At 39.9% G+C, this 16,716-nt stretch carries 14 protein-coding genes; 2 read left to right on the top strand and 12 right to left on the bottom strand.

What is annotated here, in order from left to right; all coding sequences use genetic code 11:
• The first annotated feature begins 46 nt into the window (after positions 1 to 46).
• Positions 47 to 889 (top strand): S-formylglutathione hydrolase, encoded by an 843-nt coding sequence (gene fghA / locus Q1K78_RS02650; RefSeq protein ID WP_300174149.1) that lies wholly within the window; start codon positions 47 to 49, stop codon positions 887 to 889.
• A gap of 76 nt (positions 890 to 965) precedes the next feature.
• On the opposite strand, the gene Q1K78_RS02645 is transcribed toward fghA, so the two are convergent.
• From Q1K78_RS02645 to guaB, 3 genes are all read right to left on the bottom strand, one after another.
• Positions 966 to 2,525: an AbgT family transporter gene (locus Q1K78_RS02645; protein ID WP_300174147.1), complete on the bottom strand. Its 1,560-nt coding sequence runs from the start codon at positions 2,523 to 2,525 to the stop codon at positions 966 to 968.
• 277 nt (positions 2,526 to 2,802) lie between these two features.
• Complete coding sequence (gene guaA, locus Q1K78_RS02640; RefSeq protein WP_300174145.1) at positions 2,803 to 4,356, bottom strand: glutamine-hydrolyzing GMP synthase; 1,554 nt, start codon at positions 4,354 to 4,356, stop codon at positions 2,803 to 2,805.
• A gap of 199 nt (positions 4,357 to 4,555) precedes the next feature.
• Entirely contained in the window at positions 4,556 to 6,019 is a 1,464-nt protein-coding gene (gene guaB, locus Q1K78_RS02635) for an IMP dehydrogenase (RefSeq protein WP_300174144.1), read from the bottom strand.
• Between the two features lie 209 nt (positions 6,020 to 6,228).
• On the opposite strand from guaB, the gene xseA reads away from it, so the two are divergent.
• Positions 6,229 to 7,578, top strand: a complete 1,350-nt coding sequence (xseA, locus tag Q1K78_RS02630) for an exodeoxyribonuclease VII large subunit (protein WP_300174142.1) — start codon at positions 6,229 to 6,231, stop codon at positions 7,576 to 7,578.
• 31 nt (positions 7,579 to 7,609) lie between these two features.
• On the opposite strand, the gene Q1K78_RS02625 is transcribed toward xseA, so the two are convergent.
• The 9 genes from Q1K78_RS02625 to pilW form a co-directional block, all read right to left on the bottom strand.
• Positions 7,610 to 7,837 carry a zinc ribbon domain-containing protein gene (locus Q1K78_RS02625; RefSeq protein ID WP_300174140.1) on the bottom strand — a complete coding sequence of 76 codons (228 nt, stop codon included), beginning with the start codon at positions 7,835 to 7,837 and terminating at the stop codon, positions 7,610 to 7,612.
• A 307-nt stretch (positions 7,838 to 8,144) separates the two neighbouring features.
• Positions 8,145 to 9,023: an alanyl-tRNA editing protein gene (locus Q1K78_RS02620; protein WP_300174138.1), complete on the bottom strand. Its 879-nt coding sequence runs from the start codon at positions 9,021 to 9,023 to the stop codon at positions 8,145 to 8,147.
• Between the two features lie 75 nt (positions 9,024 to 9,098).
• On the bottom strand, positions 9,099 to 10,601 hold the full coding sequence (gene der / locus Q1K78_RS02615; protein WP_300174136.1) for a ribosome biogenesis GTPase Der: 1,503 nt from the start codon (positions 10,599 to 10,601) through the stop codon (positions 9,099 to 9,101).
• A gap of 181 nt (positions 10,602 to 10,782) precedes the next feature.
• Entirely contained in the window at positions 10,783 to 11,940 is a 1,158-nt protein-coding gene (gene bamB, locus Q1K78_RS02610; protein ID WP_300174134.1) for an outer membrane protein assembly factor BamB, read from the bottom strand.
• Positions 11,941 to 11,950: 10 nt separating this feature from the next.
• Positions 11,951 to 12,562, bottom strand: a complete 612-nt coding sequence (locus Q1K78_RS02605; RefSeq protein ID WP_300174132.1) for a tetratricopeptide repeat protein — start codon at positions 12,560 to 12,562, stop codon at positions 11,951 to 11,953.
• A gap of 3 nt (positions 12,563 to 12,565) precedes the next feature.
• Positions 12,566 to 13,837: a histidine--tRNA ligase gene (gene hisS / locus Q1K78_RS02600; RefSeq protein ID WP_300174130.1), complete on the bottom strand. Its 1,272-nt coding sequence runs from the start codon at positions 13,835 to 13,837 to the stop codon at positions 12,566 to 12,568.
• A gap of 38 nt (positions 13,838 to 13,875) precedes the next feature.
• Positions 13,876 to 14,994, bottom strand: coding sequence for a flavodoxin-dependent (E)-4-hydroxy-3-methylbut-2-enyl-diphosphate synthase (ispG, locus tag Q1K78_RS02595; RefSeq protein ID WP_300174128.1), 1,119 nt, complete (start codon positions 14,992 to 14,994; stop codon positions 13,876 to 13,878).
• 12 nt (positions 14,995 to 15,006) lie between these two features.
• Complete coding sequence (gene rodZ / locus Q1K78_RS02590) at positions 15,007 to 15,957, bottom strand: cytoskeleton protein RodZ (protein WP_300174126.1); 951 nt, start codon at positions 15,955 to 15,957, stop codon at positions 15,007 to 15,009.
• A gap of 13 nt (positions 15,958 to 15,970) precedes the next feature.
• Entirely contained in the window at positions 15,971 to 16,708 is a 738-nt protein-coding gene (gene pilW / locus Q1K78_RS02585) for a type IV pilus biogenesis/stability protein PilW (RefSeq protein WP_300174124.1), read from the bottom strand.
• Positions 16,709 to 16,716 lie beyond the last annotated feature (8 nt).

Below are 16,716 nucleotides of genomic sequence, written 5' to 3'. Positions count from 1 at the left end.
TTTGCTTGCAGAGTACAATAGCTCATCTCATCAAAAGGCCTTATTCATGACAATTGAAAACATCAGCCAAGCTAAAGTTGCCGGTGGTTGGCATAAACAATATACACATACTTCATCAGTATTAAATTGTGAAATTCGCTTTGCAATTTATCTTCCTGCGAATGCATCTGAGATAAATAAAGTCCCTGTGCTGTATTGGTTATCTGGCTTAACATGTACCGATGAAAACTTTATGCAAAAAGCAGGTGTATTCAAAAAAGCAGCCGAATTAGGTATCGCTATTGTTGCTATGGATACAAGTCCTCGCGGTGAAGATGTTCCGGATGATGCAGAAGGCGCATACGATTTTGGTTTAGGCGCAGGGTTCTATTTAAATGCAACTCAAGCGCCATGGAATCGCCATTACCATATGTATGATTACGTAACAAAAGAGCTGCCATCTCTTATTGAAGATCACTTCCCTGTTTCAAATAAAAAATCGATTTCAGGGCATAGTATGGGGGGGCATGGTGCAATTACCATTGGCTTGAAAAACCAAGATGCATATCAGTCTATCTCTGCGTTTAGCCCAATTTCTAGCCCAATCAATTGCCCTTGGGGTCAAAAAGCATTAGGTCTATATCTTGGTGATAATAAAGAGACTTGGAAAGAATACGATAGCTCAGAACTACTTAAAAAAGGATCTAAACTTCCAATTTTAGTAGACCAAGGTGAAGCTGATGGTTTCTTAGAAGAACAGTTAAAACCTGAATACTTACTTTCTTCAGCAGAGCAATCAGGTGCTGATGTAGAAGTAAGAATGCAGCCAGGTTATGATCATAGTTATTTCTTTATCTCTACCTTTATTGATGAGCACTTAGAGTTTCACTCGGCTTATTTAAACGCCTAGTTATCTAAAGAACCCATATAGAAAAGCCCTGAGAACTTATCATTCTCAGGGCTTTATTCTTTTCAGTTAATACAAATTAACCTGGAAGGTTATATGTGTACGGCGCTTGGATACCTAGTGGAATACCTAGAGCCCAGTACGCTAGTAAGAAAATAGTCCAACCAATTAGCATTGCGATAGAGAATGGCATCATTAGAGAGGCCAAAGTACCGATACCTGTAGACTTAACGTAGCGTTGGCAATAAACCACTACTAATGGGAAAAATACCATTAGAGGAGAGATGATATTAGATACTGAATCACCTACACGGTATGCCGCTTGAGATAACTCTGGAGAAATACCTACACCCATTAGCATTGGAACTAGTACTGGACCAATTAGTGCCCATTTAGCAGATGCTGAACCGATTAATAGATTCACAAATGCGGTTAGCAAAATCATACCAATAATAGTTAGCTGACCAGGAAGCTCCATTGCTTTAAGCACATCAGCACCGTACATCGCTAAGATTGTACCGATATTTGATTGGCTGAATGCAACTAAGAACTGTGCACAGAAGAATGACATAACCATGTACGCCCCCATCGTGCCCATTGTCTCTGACATTGCTTTGATTACATCATTGCTGTTTTTAAACGTACCAGAAATACGTCCAAAAACGATACCCGGTATGATAAATAAAATGAAGATAAGTGGAACAATAGACTTCATTAATGGCGCAGAGAACGAGGTAATTTGACCATCAGGAGAACGAAGAGCTGAATCTTCAGGGTAAATAAGTGCGATAAGTAGTGCGATACCCGCAACCATTGCCCAACCAGCAAACTTAAATGCTTTTGATTCAATCTCAGTAAATGAGCCTAAATCAGGCGCTGTTTCTGCATCCTTATCTACTGGTATTTTAGCTAAACGAGGCTCAATGATTTTCTCAGTTACATACCAACCGATACAAACAATCAGTACTGATGAAAGACCAGTAAAGTAGATGTTTGCTAATGGATTAACGATGTAAGACTTATCTAATACTTGCGCTGCTGTTTGCGTAAAGCCAGCAAGTAATGGGTCAATACCCGATGGGATAAAGTTAGCAGAGAAACCACCAGATACACCGGCAAATGCCGCTGCAATACCCGCTAGCGGATGACGACCCGCCGCATGGAAAATAATACCACCTAATGGAATAACTAAAACATAACCCGCATCAGCTGCTGTGTGTGACACGATAGCTACAAGAATAAGCATTGGGGTCAGTAATTTAGCTGGTGTAAAGTTCAGCATTTTCTTTAGGCCAGTTTGAATAAAGCCTGAAGAATCAGCAACACCAACACCTAGCATCGCAACTAATACGATACCTAGTGGAGCAAAACCAGTAAAGTTAGTTACCATTGTTGCTAAAAAGTTTGCTAAAGAATCACCCGTTAAAAGGTTTTTCACTTGAACTGCATCTTGAGTAACAGGATGGATCAAGTCAAATTGTACTTGTGATAATAGCGCTGAAAGCCCCCAAACAATAAGTAGGCCCCAGAAAAATAGTAGTGCAGGATCAGGGATCTTGTTACCTACTCGTTCGATTGTATTTAGAAAACGATCCATACCGCCTGGTTTAGATGTTTTTTCTACTGCTTGGTTACTCATCCGTAACTCCATTTATATTTAGTGTTGTATTTACAGAAAAGAATATGGAAATTATGTGATTTCTCTTAACTTTTCTTTTGCCGAAACAGTGTAAACCAGTTACATAATAAATAGAGTATTTAGTTGAATATTTTAGAAGTGCAAACATATATTTTGTAAGATAAGTTTTCACAGAAACATACACCTAACAATATGAATTAAATCGCTTTACAACTGAAACAAAAAAAGCGCCTTTCGGCGCTTTTAAAAAATTATTGTATTTAGTGAGGATTAAAGATTATTCCCACTCAATCGTCGCTGGTGGCTTACCTGAAATATCGTAAACAACACGAGAAATACCAGCCACTTCATTGATAATACGGTTAGATACTTTACCTAAGAAATCGTATGGTAAATGTGCCCAATGCGCAGTCATGAAATCAATGGTTTCTACCGCACGTAGAGAGACAACCCAGTCGTATTTACGGCCATCACCCATTACGCCAACAGAGCGTACTGGTAAGAACACAGTGAATGCTTGAGATACTTTATTATAAAGATCGGCATTATGAAGTTCTTCAATAAAGATCGCATCAGCACGACGAAGTAAGTCACAGTATTCTTTCTTAACTTCACCAAGAACACGTACACCTAGACCAGGTCCAGGGAACGGGTGACGATAAAGCATGTTATATGGAAGACCTAATTCAAGACCGATCTTACGAACTTCATCTTTAAATAATTCACGCAATGGTTCAACAAGACCCATTTCCATGTCATCAGGAAGACCACCAACATTATGGTGAGATTTGATTACATGTGCCTTACCTGTTTTCGATGCAGCAGATTCGATTACGTCAGGGTAAATAGTACCTTGGGCTAACCATTTTGCGTTTGATAATTTCTTAGATTCTTCATCAAAGATATCAACAAATACATGACCAATGATCTTACGTTTCGCTTCAGGATCTGATTCACCGCCAAGCGCGGTTAAGAAACGATCTTCAGCTTCAACATGAATGATCTTAAGACCAAAGCCTTCGCTAAACATTTCCATCACTTGTTCAGCTTCATTTAAACGAAGTAGACCGTTATCAACAAATACACAAGTTAGTTTATCGCCAATCGCACGGTGAGCAAGCATCGCAACCACAGATGAATCAACCCCACCAGAAAGACCAAGGATAACTTCATCGTCACCCACTTGTTCTTTAATTCGAGCAATTGCATCTTCAATGATTGATGCTGAAGTCCACAAACCTTCACAGCCACATACATTGAGAACAAAGTTCTCAAGCATTTTTAGGCCATTTTTCGTGTGTGTTACTTCTGGGTGGAATTGTACACCGTAGTATTTCTTCTCTTCATTTGCCATTGCAGCGTAAGGACACGTTTCTGTCTCTGCAATTTTTACGAAATCAGATGGAATTTCTACAACTTTATCACCGTGGCTCATCCAAACATCTTGAGTTGCTTCAAGATCTTTAAACAACGCTGATTCACCCGTTACTTGAACCGCAGCATAGCCAAATTCACGCTCAGTAGACGTTGCTACTTTACCGCCAAGTTGCTCTGCCATTGTTTGCATGCCGTAACATACGCCGAATACAGGAACACCAGAATCAAATACATATTGAGGTGCACGTGGAGAATTGGCTTCTGTAACACTTTCTGGACCACCAGATAAGATGATGCCATCAGGATTAAAATCACGGATGTCAGATTCATCTACATCCCAGCTCCAAAGCTCACAGTAAACACCAATCTCACGGATACGACGCGCAACAAGCTGCGTGTATTGAGAACCAAAATCTAAAATAAGAATGCGTTGATCGTGGATATTAGTCGTCATTAGTCTTTCTCAAAAAGTCATTTATTTAGTGTGGCTTTTATATAAACCACACGCTTAAAATTGAATTTGGTACAAAGTTTTTTCTTTATATTTCACAGCAGAATCATTCGAGTTCTAGGAAAAGGCACGGAGTTTACAAATGTAAATGAGTACCTTTGACAACGAAATCGGAAGATTCTGCAAAGAAAATTAAGAAAAATTAGCCTAGGCGATAGTTTGGTGCTTCTTTCGTGATTTGAACATCATGTACGTGTGATTCTTTCATACCCGCACCTGAGATTCGTACAAATTCTGCTTTAGTACGCATGTCTTCAATCGTTGCTGAACCAGTTAGGCCCATGCTTGAACGTAAACCACCCATTTGTTGGTGAACGATCTCTTTTAGACGACCTCGATACGCGATACGACCTTCAATACCTTCAGGTACAAGTTTGTCGGCTGCATTATCTGATTGGAAGTAACGGTCTGAAGAACCTTGAGACATTGCGCCAAGAGAGCCCATGCCACGATAAGATTTGTATGAACGACCTTGGAAAAGAATAACTTCACCCGGCGCTTCTTCTGTACCAGCAAACATTGAACCAACCATCACACATGATGCACCGGCAGCGATTGCTTTACAGATATCACCAGAGTAACGAATGCCGCCATCTGCAATAACAGGAATACCGTAAGCATTTGCCACTTCAGCTGCGTCTGAAATTGCAGTAATTTGAGGAACACCAACGCCAGTTACAATTCGAGTAGTACAAATTGAACCCGGGCCAATACCTACTTTAACCGCACTTACGCCTGCATCAATTAATGCTTGAGCGCCTAAACCAGTCGCAACGTTACCACCGATGATTTGTAGATCAGGGAAAGCAGCACGAGTTTCACGAATACGCTGTAAAACGCCTTCTGAGTGACCGTGTGATGAATCGATAAGTAGAACGTCGACACCCGCTTCAACAAGAGCAGCAACGCGCTCTTCGTTACCAGCACCAGCACCAACAGCAGCGCCAACACGTAAGCGACCACGTTCGTCTTTACATGCATTAGGTTTACGTTCTGCTTTATGGAAATCTTTAGCTGTGATCATACCGGTTAGTTGGAACTCATCGTTCACTACCAATACTTTCTCAACGCGAGCTTCGTGCATTTTCTCTTGAACTTCTTCACGAGTTGCCCCTTCTTTAACAGAAGCTAAGCGTGCTTTTGGCGTCATTACAACGTCAACTTTCTTAGATAAGTCTGTTACGAAACGAACATCACGCCCAGTAATGATACCAACAAGTTCGTTAGTTTCAGTTACTACAGGGAAGCCAGCAAAACCGTGTTTTTCAGTCAGATCTTTCACATCTTGGATAGTTGCGTCAGGACGAACGGTTACTGGAGCAGAGACAACGCCTGCCTCAAAGATTTTTACTAAGCGAACTTCTTCAGCTTGCTGTTCAATTGACATGTTTTTGTGGATAAAACCGATGCCACCTTCTTGCGCTAACGCAATAGCAAGACGCGCTTCTGTCACGGTATCCATTGATGCTGAAATCATTGGGATATTTAGAGAGATGCTCTTCGTTAACTGAGTGCGAATATCAGCGGTGTTAGGAAGAACAGTAGAGTGTGCTGGGACGAGTAAAACGTCATCGAAGGTTAAAGCTTCTTTTACGATTCGTAGCATTTGCAATATCTCACAACATAAGGTGTTAAAAGAAATAAATCCCACTTTATCGTTTCGCATAATAAAGTGTTTTGGATTTGATATTGCAGACGGATTATACGCACCGCGCAAACGCTTGGCTAGAGATTTATTTATTTTTAATTTGCAATTACCCCCTTGATATGTATTATATTGCCGCTAATTCCTATATTCATGTCTAAGGCATTCTCATGTCTCTCGATTCTAATCCCCGCATCTTTACAGTCTCCCGATTGAATTCTGAAGTTCGTTTATTATTAGAAAATGAAATGGGTATTGTTTGGCTTATCGGTGAAATTTCTAACCTTACTGTGCCTGTTTCTGGTCACTGGTATCTCACACTTAAAGACAGCCAAGCTCAAGTCAAATGTGCCATGTTTAAAGGCAATAATCGCCGAGTTACTTTTAAACCTCAAAATGGTAAACAAGTTCTTGTTAAAGCTCGCCTCTCCCTTTATGAGCCTCGCGGTGACTATCAAATAATCATTGAAAGTATGCAACCCGAAGGCGATGGTCGTCTTCAACAAGAGTTTGATCAATTAAAAATGTCACTCGCCGCTGAAGGGCTTTTTGCTCAAACAGCGAAGCAACCCTTACCTGAGCAACCAAAACGTGTTGGTATTATTACCTCTAAAACGGGTGCCGCCCTTTTTGATATTTTAAACGTATTAAAACGACGAGATCCGAATTTACCCGTTGTTATTTACCCAACGATGGTTCAAGGATCTACGGCTGCAATTCAAATAGCACAAGCTATCGGACGGGCAAACACCCGTAATGAATGTGATATATTGATCGTGGGTCGTGGGGGGGGGTCATTAGAAGATCTTTGGTGTTTTAATGAAGAGATAGTTGCTAGAACAATTGCCGCCAGTAAGATCCCAATTGTCAGTGCTGTTGGTCATGAGATCGATGTCACTATTGCCGATTTTGTTGCGGATGTACGAGCACCAACACCTTCTGCTGCTGCAGAACTAGTAAGTAGAGATCTCTCTTCTCAGCTACAAACGGTAACTCATCAGAGACGTCGCTTACACAATGCGATGGAACGCTATTTATCGGTTCAGCAACGTAAATTATCAGCATTACAGCATCGTCTTGAAAAGCAACATCCACAAATGCAGTTGAATAACCAAAGTCAGAAGCTAGATGATTTGCGCCAACGATTAATCAATCATATGCAGCAACAACTACAGCGTAATCAACATAACGTTGAAAACCTCACTCTACGCTTAAATAATTTATCTCCGAGTAAAAAAGTCTCTCAAGATAAATTACGTGTTGAAGAATTAAAACGTCGTTTATTAGATTCTATAGATAGAAATTTACTAATGCAGCGCCATCAATTGGCTCTAGCAGCAGAAAAACTAGATACCGTTAGCCCATTAGCAACTTTGCGACGTGGTTATTCTATTACTCGACATGAGAAAGGGTCGGTAATCACTTCAACAAAGCAAATCAGCACAGGAGATATTATTACTACTCGCTTTGTTGATGGTGAAATTAAATCAACAGTTACCGTAAACGAGTTAAACAAATAACGGCTTACTTATCTAAATTAGCATCACTAGCTCAATCCGATTTCACAAATTCAGTTTTAGCACGAGATTTTGATTTCAGCTCATTACAATCATGGCAAAAATAGCTTGGTGCTCCACACGCATTAAGCTTTTCCATCTCTTTATTGCAATCCTGGCAATAAGCTACCTTTCTAAAATTCAACTGACAAAAATCACAGTGATAGCCTTCTCTACTCCAACGTAATTCAGACTGACACTTAGGACATTCGTTTGTTTGCATCACTCATTCCTTATTAATTTATTTCAATCAAATACTAACACTCTGTATATCTTAAAAAGCATGGATCTTTATGCTTATAGGGATCTGATCAGCGATCATGCCCTTTAAGAACATTTATACAACCACACCCCGAAAGCATTAGTTACATATCCTGTCTATCAATTTTAAACGATATAAAACTTCAAATTAAAGATGTAAATACAGAAGATCCAGAACATCAATCAGCATTTCATCTATCGATTTTAGTCGAAAAAGCGGAGATTACACAAAATGCAGAATAAACGTTACATCGCATGTAATTTCAATTTCAACGTCTATTTTTCGAATGAGTAAGCATTAATAACTCTTGTTCACCTTGTGCTTTCAGTTCAACTCGGATCTCTTGATATTCTTTAAATGAAGTCACATGAGTTCCACCGCAAGGAAGTTTTACTACGCCATCTATACCAAAATCTGCTATCCAGTAACGTGAATCGGTTAACGCTTTACCTTCACACTCAATAGAAATTTCATGATCTAAGGCCAGCCACGCAGTTATCTGCTGATTTACTTGATCTGTAATAGCGTTAAGATTTTCCATCATTTCCGTACTATTAAGACCACGCTTACGTAATGTTTTACCTAAACGATACACATCTTCACAATGATCTTCTGTGACAAAACTGGTTTCTTGAGCATAACTGTTAAAATTGTAATGCCCTAATTCATCTTTTCGATCTGCATCTTTACGCCAATAGCTTGTATGAAGCACTTTATTTAATGCTAAATAAGCGATATGACCTGCGCTGTGCCCGCGACTCAATGCATCTTGATATTCTTTATCAACCTTTAACTCGACAGTATTTTCTACTGCAATATCGGCTTCTTTTGGTATTAAATGTGAAACAACAAATATCCAGCCTTCTTCACCGCGCTTCACAGGAATGTTTTTATCTATATATAACTCCCCCGTTGCCAATTCAATTGATCCTGTTTGACAAGCAAGTATTGGATATTCATCACTGCCAATTTGTACTGTCCCTTTATCTTCTAGGTGATCTGGCCAAATATGGCTGACTGGATGAAAAGGGGTTTCTTTGGTCACAAACCATTTACCTTGATCTGTTTCTTTGATTAATTGCACCGTTGATGTGTGTTGCCATGTGTTATGACAAAAAAGAATCTCTGTTGCTGATAACTGAATCATGATTTTCACCTAAAAAAAACGCCCAACAAGGTGGGCGTTTTATTATTCAATATGTGTAAGTAAAGTAACTATTGATTACTTTTTATTACGGTTTTTCACAGCACCAACTAGACGCTTGCGTTGACGCTCTTGAGATAGAGTCAACTTACCACCACGATCTTCGAATGGGTTTTCACTATTCTGGAATTGAATACGAATAGGTGTGCCCATAATTTCTAATGATTTACGGAAGTAGTTCATTAAGAAACGTTTGTAAGAAGAAGGTAATTCTTTTACTTGGTTACCGTGAATAACGATAAGCGGTGGGTTATAACCACCTGCGTGTGCATATTTCAATTTCACACGACGGCCACGAACCATTGGTGGTTGGTGATCATCTTGAGCCATCTTCATGATACGAGTAAGAACAGATGTACCTACACGCTTAGTAGCAGAAACATACGCTTCTTGTACTGATTCATATAAATGACCAACACCTGTACCATGTAGAGCTGAAATAAAGTGAAGACGAGCAAAATCAACAAAACCTAGACGACGATCTAACTCAGATTTTACTTTCTCTTTAACTTCATTATCAAGACCATCCCACTTATTTACAGCAATAACTAATGAACGACCTGCGTTCAATGCAAAGCCCAATAAGCTTAGATCTTGATCTGAGATGTTTTCACGAGCATCGATAACAAGCAATACTACGTTAGCATCTTCAACCGCTTTCAATGTTTTGATTACAGAGAATTTCTCAACCGTTTCATTGATACGGCCACGGCGACGAACACCTGCTGTATCGATAAGTACGTACTCTTGACCTTCACGTTCCATTGGAATGTAAATCGAGTCACGAGTAGTACCTGGCATATCATAAACAACCACACGCTCTTCACCTAAAATACGGTTAATTAGCGTTGATTTACCTACGTTAGGACGACCGATGATCGCCAGTTTAATTGGTTGATCCTGAAGACGTGAAAAATCTTTTTCTGCATCTTCTTCTGTACGATCTTTTTCTTCTTCTTCAAAGTCTTCAAATTCAGTAAGATCCATGATCTCACCATTTTCGTCTTTCAAAGATTCTTGAATTAACTCTTCCATAAAAGGAGCTAGAGCCAATTCAAGTAGGGACGTTACACCACGACCATGTGAAGCTGCAATTTGATAAACTTTGTTCATCCCTAATTGCCAGAACTCTGCACTTGCTGCATCAGCATCAATACCATCGATCTTATTTACTACTAAGAACGTTGGTTTTTCACGTGAACGTAGATGTTTTGCAATCGCTTCATCAGATGATGTTAAACCTGCACGGCCATCAACCATAAATAGCACAACATCGGCTTCTTCAATCGCAGCTAATGACTGTTCAGCCATTTTAGTTTCTACACCTTCTTCAGTTCCATCAATACCGCCGGTATCGATCAAAATGAATTCAAGCTCTTCCAACTTAGCGCGGCCATATTTACGGTCACGAGTTAAACCTGGAAAGTCAGCAACTAATGCATCCCTTGTGCGTGTAACACGGTTGAACAGCGTCGATTTACCAACATTTGGACGCCCTACCAGAGCAACAACAGGAATCATATATACCTCTTAATTTAATCATAGGCATAGCGCGAGCTAATACCAATTTGATGATGGTTTTGTGTAATATCAACAGATAAAAGCCATCACCAAATTGGATTATCTTTCACTATCTAAAAACAATAAAAGGCCCCAAAGTCAAAAGGACTTGGAGCCAATTCACAATTATAGCAAATAAAACTTATTTAATTCGCATTTTTTTGATATCGCCTTCGCGAGTGACAATTAAAAAACCGTCTTCAACGATGATCGGTGATACTGCGATGCCGTCACTGTCAATCTCTTGTTGCGAAACAAACAGTCCAGAATCTCTATCTAACCAATGTAAATATCCTTCACTATCGGCTAAAACTATATAATTATCAATAATCATTGGCGATGTTAGCTGACGATACTCTAGCTCTTCATTGCTCCAAAGCTCTGTACCGCTTCGCGCATCAACAGCAACAACATGATCTTTTTCTGTGACTAAAAAAAGACGTTTACCATCGGATGATATATTCATCGCTGATGAGTAATTACGCTTCCATACTGGCTGCCCAGAACGAAGATCTAATGCAATTAGCTGTCCGTTATAACCAATCGTATATAAACGACCACCTAAAATAAGTGGAGAGGCATCAACATCAACCAAACGATCAATCTCAGTAGCTCCTTTTGGTGTACCTACTGGTTGTTGCCATAGCAATTGACCTTTAGAGATCAGTGCAGCAGCTAAACGACCATTCGACATGCCCCAAAAAACACCACCTGAAATACTGACTGGCGCACTGTCACCACGAAGAGTTAAGTTAGGCACCTCGCTATTGATTTGCCACTTTTCATCGCCTGTTTCAGCATCAAAAGCAACAAGAGCACCACGACTGCTATGAACAATAACATAGCCTTCATCTGCTAATGGTTTAGCAAGAACTTCACCATCAACATTCTTTCGCCATAACTCTTCGCCAGTCTCTGCATCAAGTGTAATGATCTCTCCGTTCTCAGAGCCAATGAATACCTTGCCGTAAGTTAAGGTTAATCCACCAGATAATCGAGCAGATGTATCTTGTTCTAAGTCCTGCTCCCAAATGGTTTTTCCATTTTCAGGATCAAGCGCTTTAACAAGACCATCACGACTTGCTACATAAACTTTTTGATAAGCATAAACTGGTGTTAGACGTGAAAAATAATGCCCAACACCATCACCAATTGAACTTGTCCATTCCGTAGTTGGTTCAAATTGATTTTGAACAACAGGAACCGGTGCCATTACGATTGTATCTTCTTCACTCGCACAGCCAAAAAGCATGGAGAAACCAAAGGTACATAATGCCGCTTTTTTTAACACCTTACGCATTCAATTGTCCTTACTCTGCTAAATCATCCAGTTTCATCTGAACCGCTTGGTTCATTCCAGCTTGTAATGCTTCAGTATAAGCTGTACGAGCCGTTGCGATATCACCTTGTTCTAGAGCAATATCACCTTTAACTTCAGCAACACGAGCAGACCAACTTGTTGATTTAACATTAGCTAATGTGCTTAATGCTGCATCAAATTGTTCTTGTTGTGCTTGAATACGTGCAACACGAACTTGAGCAGTAGCAATCAAAGATTCGTCTTTGCTGTTACTTGCAACCCAGTTTAATTGTTCTAATGCCGCATCAAGTTGACCGGCGTCTACCTGTACTTTTGCCAATTGAAGAGCTGCTAATACAGCATATTCACTTTTGGCATTAGCCGTAATAAATACTTGAGTTGACTCTGCTGCTTCTGCACCAGAAGCTTGCAATACGGTCAGTGTTTTTTCATAAGACATTGAAGCTGCATCTTGTGCTTCAACTTGCGCCGATTGGTAATATTTCCAACCTAAAATCGCACCAATACCAACAACGCCACCAACAACGACAGCCTTGCCGTTTTCTTTCCACCAACTTTTAATGGCTTCAACTTGTTGCTCTTCAGTTTCGTAGGCTTCCACGTCCTATCCTCTTAAATCAGCTAATTTTGCGAATACATCTGCTTGAGCTAAAGTTTCTTGCTCACCAGTAAGTAAGTTTTTAACGTTTACTGTCTGCTCTGCCACTTCACTCTCACCTAAGATAAGAACAACCGCAGCACCAACATTATCAGCACGTTTGAATTGCTTTTTAAAATTACCACCACCGAAATGGCACATAACTCGTAAACCTGGAACTTGTTCACGTAACGATTCAGCCAGTTTCATACCTGCCATCAAGGTGCCTTCACCAGAAGTAACCATGTAGACATCCACTGAGCGACGCACGTCATTTAGTTCTAATGTTTCCATTAGTAGCACTAAACGCTCTAAACCCATAGCGAAACCAACTGCAGGTGTAGTTTTACCACCTAGTTGTTCAACAAGTCCATCATAACGACCACCACCACATACCGTGCCTTGAGCGCCTAAGCTTTCAGTAATCCACTCAAAAACAGTACGGTTATAATAGTCTAATCCACGAACTAAACGTTCATTAACTTGATATTGGATGCCAGCAGCGTCAAGTAGTTCACATAAACCAGAAAAATGTACTTTTGAATCATCATCTAAGTACTCAGACAACTTAGGTGCATCACCTAAAATCGCTTGTACATCTGGGTTTTTAGTATCAAGAACACGCATTGGGTTAGTGTGCATACGACGTTTACAATCGTCATCTAACACGTCTAAGTGTTGTTCTAAGAATTCAACTAAAGCAACACGGTAATTTGCACGTGCGTCTAATGATCCAATAGAATTTAGCTCTAAACGTACGTGTTTATCGATGCCTAGTTCACGCCATAAACGAGCAGTCATCATAATCAGTTCTGCATCAACGTCAGGACCATTCAGACCGAAAACTTCAACACCCACCTGGTGGAATTGACGGTAACGACCTTTTTGAGGACGCTCATGACGGAACATTGGACCCATATACCATAAACGTTGTTCTTGGTTATACAACAAACCATTTTCAATTCCAGCACGAACACAACCAGCGGTCCCTTCAGGACGTAGTGTTAGGCTATCACCATTACGGTCTTCAAACGTGTACATTTCTTTTTCAACAACATCAGTGACTTCACCGATAGCACGTTTAAATAAGTTTGTTTGTTCAACAATAGGCATACGAACTTCGTTGTAACCGTATGCACTGATAACGCGTTTTACGCTATCTTCAACTTTGTGCCACAATGGCGATTGTGTTGGAAGGCAGTCATTCATGCCTCGAATTGCTTGGATTGCTTTAGCCACGTTCACTTCCCAATGGGTTTGTTTATATCTACAATTAATCAGTCAATCTGGTTAATTTCAATTTGGTTTTCTTTTGATAACGTTGCCGCTTTTGCGCGGATCTTTGCTTCTAGTTTGTCCACAATATTGTCGTTATCAAAACGTTCTTTCTGACGAATACCATCTTCATAGAACGCACTTCTACGATTACTTCCCGCAATACCCATATGAGACACTTCAGCTTCTCCTGGGCCATTCACGACACAACCAATGAGAGATACATCCATTGGTGTGATTAAATCTTCTAATCGTTGCTCTAGCTCGTTCACCGTTGCAATCACATCGAACTCTTGACGAGAACACGTTGGACAAGCAATAAAGTTAATACCACGAGAACGAATACGCAATGATTTTAAAATATCAAAGCCTACTTTAATTTCTTCGATTGGATCTGCTGCCAAAGAAATACGTAATGTATCGCCAATGCCTTCAGACAATAACATGCCTAGGCCAACGGCTGATTTAACAGAACCAGCACGAGCACCGCCCGCTTCAGTAATGCCTAAATGCAATGGCTGAGCAATTTGTTTTGCTAATAAGCGGTAAGAGTCAACGGCTAAGAAAACATCTGATGCTTTTACGCTAACTTTAAATTGATCAAAGTTCATTCTTTCCAAGATATCTACATGGCGCATTGCCGACTCAAGTAACGCTTGGGCCGTAGGCTCTTTGTATTTAACTTGAATGTCTTTTTCTAATGAGCCGCCATTCACACCAATGCGAATCGGGATATTTTTATCTTTTGCACAATCAACAACAGAGCGAATACGCTGCTCGTTACCAATATTACCAGGGTTGATACGCAAACAATCAACTCCATACTCCGCTACTTGTAACGCGATACGGTAATCAAAATGAATATCAGCGACTAATGGCACAGACACTTGCTGTTTAATTAACTTAAACGCTTCCGCAGCATCCATGGTTGGAACCGAAACACGTACAATATCGGCACCGACTTTTTGAAGTGCATTAATTTGTGCAACGGTAGCTGCAACATCAGTCGTTAACGTATTCGTCATAGACTGAACAGCGATAGGTGCGCCATCACCAATAGGCACATTACCCACATAAATGCGGGTAGATTGGCGACGTTTGATTGGGGACTCTATATGCATGGAATCAACTCATTATTGAGGTAGGGTTAATCGTGCAACTTTACCCGCCGGATAGGCAGATAAATCAACAGGTTTACCTTTATACATTAGTGTTACAGAGTTTGGAGCACCGATCACCAATTTATAAGGCGCTTTACCTGTTAGTTTTAATGTTTGATTTGCTTTTTTAACACCTGAATATAGGCGATTGTTTGAAGCATCTTGAACTTGTAACCAACAATCATCATTGAATGTCATCACAACATCTTCACTGATTATCGCTTTTGATGTGTCAGTGTCAGCCAAAACAGGCGTCTTAACATCTACATAATCAACATCAGCGTCTACAGAGTTAGTAGCAACATCTACAGGCTCAACAGCAACGTCTGGTTTATCTGCTGTTTCTTGTTCAAGCTTAGATGGATCAGTTTCTAATTCAGAAAGGTTAGTGTCAACCTCAAGCATTTCTGCTTTTTCTAAAGTAGGTTTTACCTCTACGACTTGGTCTTCAGAAGCAGCCACCTCAGTGATGAGCTCTGCATCATTTTTACTTTCTAGTTGCGCTTGTTCCTGCCACCACCACAATACTGACATGCTCAAAATCAATGCAAAGATAACCCACGTAAGCTTCATTATACGCTTATCATGTTTCTCTCTTTTTGTCTTACCTGAGAAACTCTGCATATCATGTTGTTCAATCTTGGCTTTACCTAATTGATCTAATGCATCTAATACTTTTTCTTCAGATATATTCACAACTTTAGCGTAAGAGCGATAATAACCACGCGTAAAGGTAGCGAGCTTACCCATATCAAATTGATCTGCTTCAATCTGTTCTAAAACTTCGACTCGTAAACGTAAACGAGATGAAATATCTTCAAGAGTTAATTGCTGCTTTTCACGAGCATTTTGTAGCAATAGGCCAGGAGCCACTAATGTTTCTACTTTTTCTACTTTTTCTTCAACAATTTGTTCAGTCGTCATAATTTATATCATTCTAATGTTCATTGAAGTTCGGATACTCTTTTTTAAGTATGTTTGCGTATTTATTAACTAAATGCGCATTGCCTGCTTTTTTTTCTAATTCTATGAGTAAGCTTAGGCTAACGGGTGTGTATCCGTACTTCTTATTAAATTTAAACAGCGCAATTCTCGGTTCTGAATAGTTACCTTCATCAATATTCAATTTTGCCAACTGAAGGGTAGAACGAACACGATTTGGATCATGAGCCAAAGAGCGCTCAAAATACATTTTTGCTGTCACTTCATCCCCACTACTCAACGCGCACATGGCTGCATTTTCATAGCTTGTAGAAACAAGATAGTAGTAAGGTTGTTCTATTGCTTGAGAAAACGCGTGTTGCGCCTCCTCATAACGACCATTCTCACAAAGAAAAACGCCGTAGTTATTCAATACATTACCATTTTTTGACGAAGAACGTAATGCTCGTTTGTAAGCCTTTTCAGCTAAAGCATTTTCATCTACTTGTTGATAATAATAGGCGAGCGAGGTTTGAGAGCGATAATAGTCAGGAGCGTATTGTGCAGCCAGTTCCAAATTTTCACGGGCTTTTACCATATCCCCCGCATTTATATAACTTAATCCAAGTGTAATTCGAGCTTCAGCAGCTCGAATTACCTCTTTTTTTGTCATTTCATCTGCTTCATTGACAGTGACGCAACCAGCATTCATTAACATTCCAATCGTTAGTACTACTGCTCTCCATTTTCGCATTCAGCTTT

It is taken from the genome of uncultured Aliivibrio sp. (assembly GCF_946479765.1).
Taxonomy (GTDB): domain Bacteria; phylum Pseudomonadota; class Gammaproteobacteria; order Enterobacterales; family Vibrionaceae; genus Aliivibrio.
Note: the sequence above shows the minus strand (reverse complement) of the source record. Positions and strands in the feature narration are given on the sequence as shown.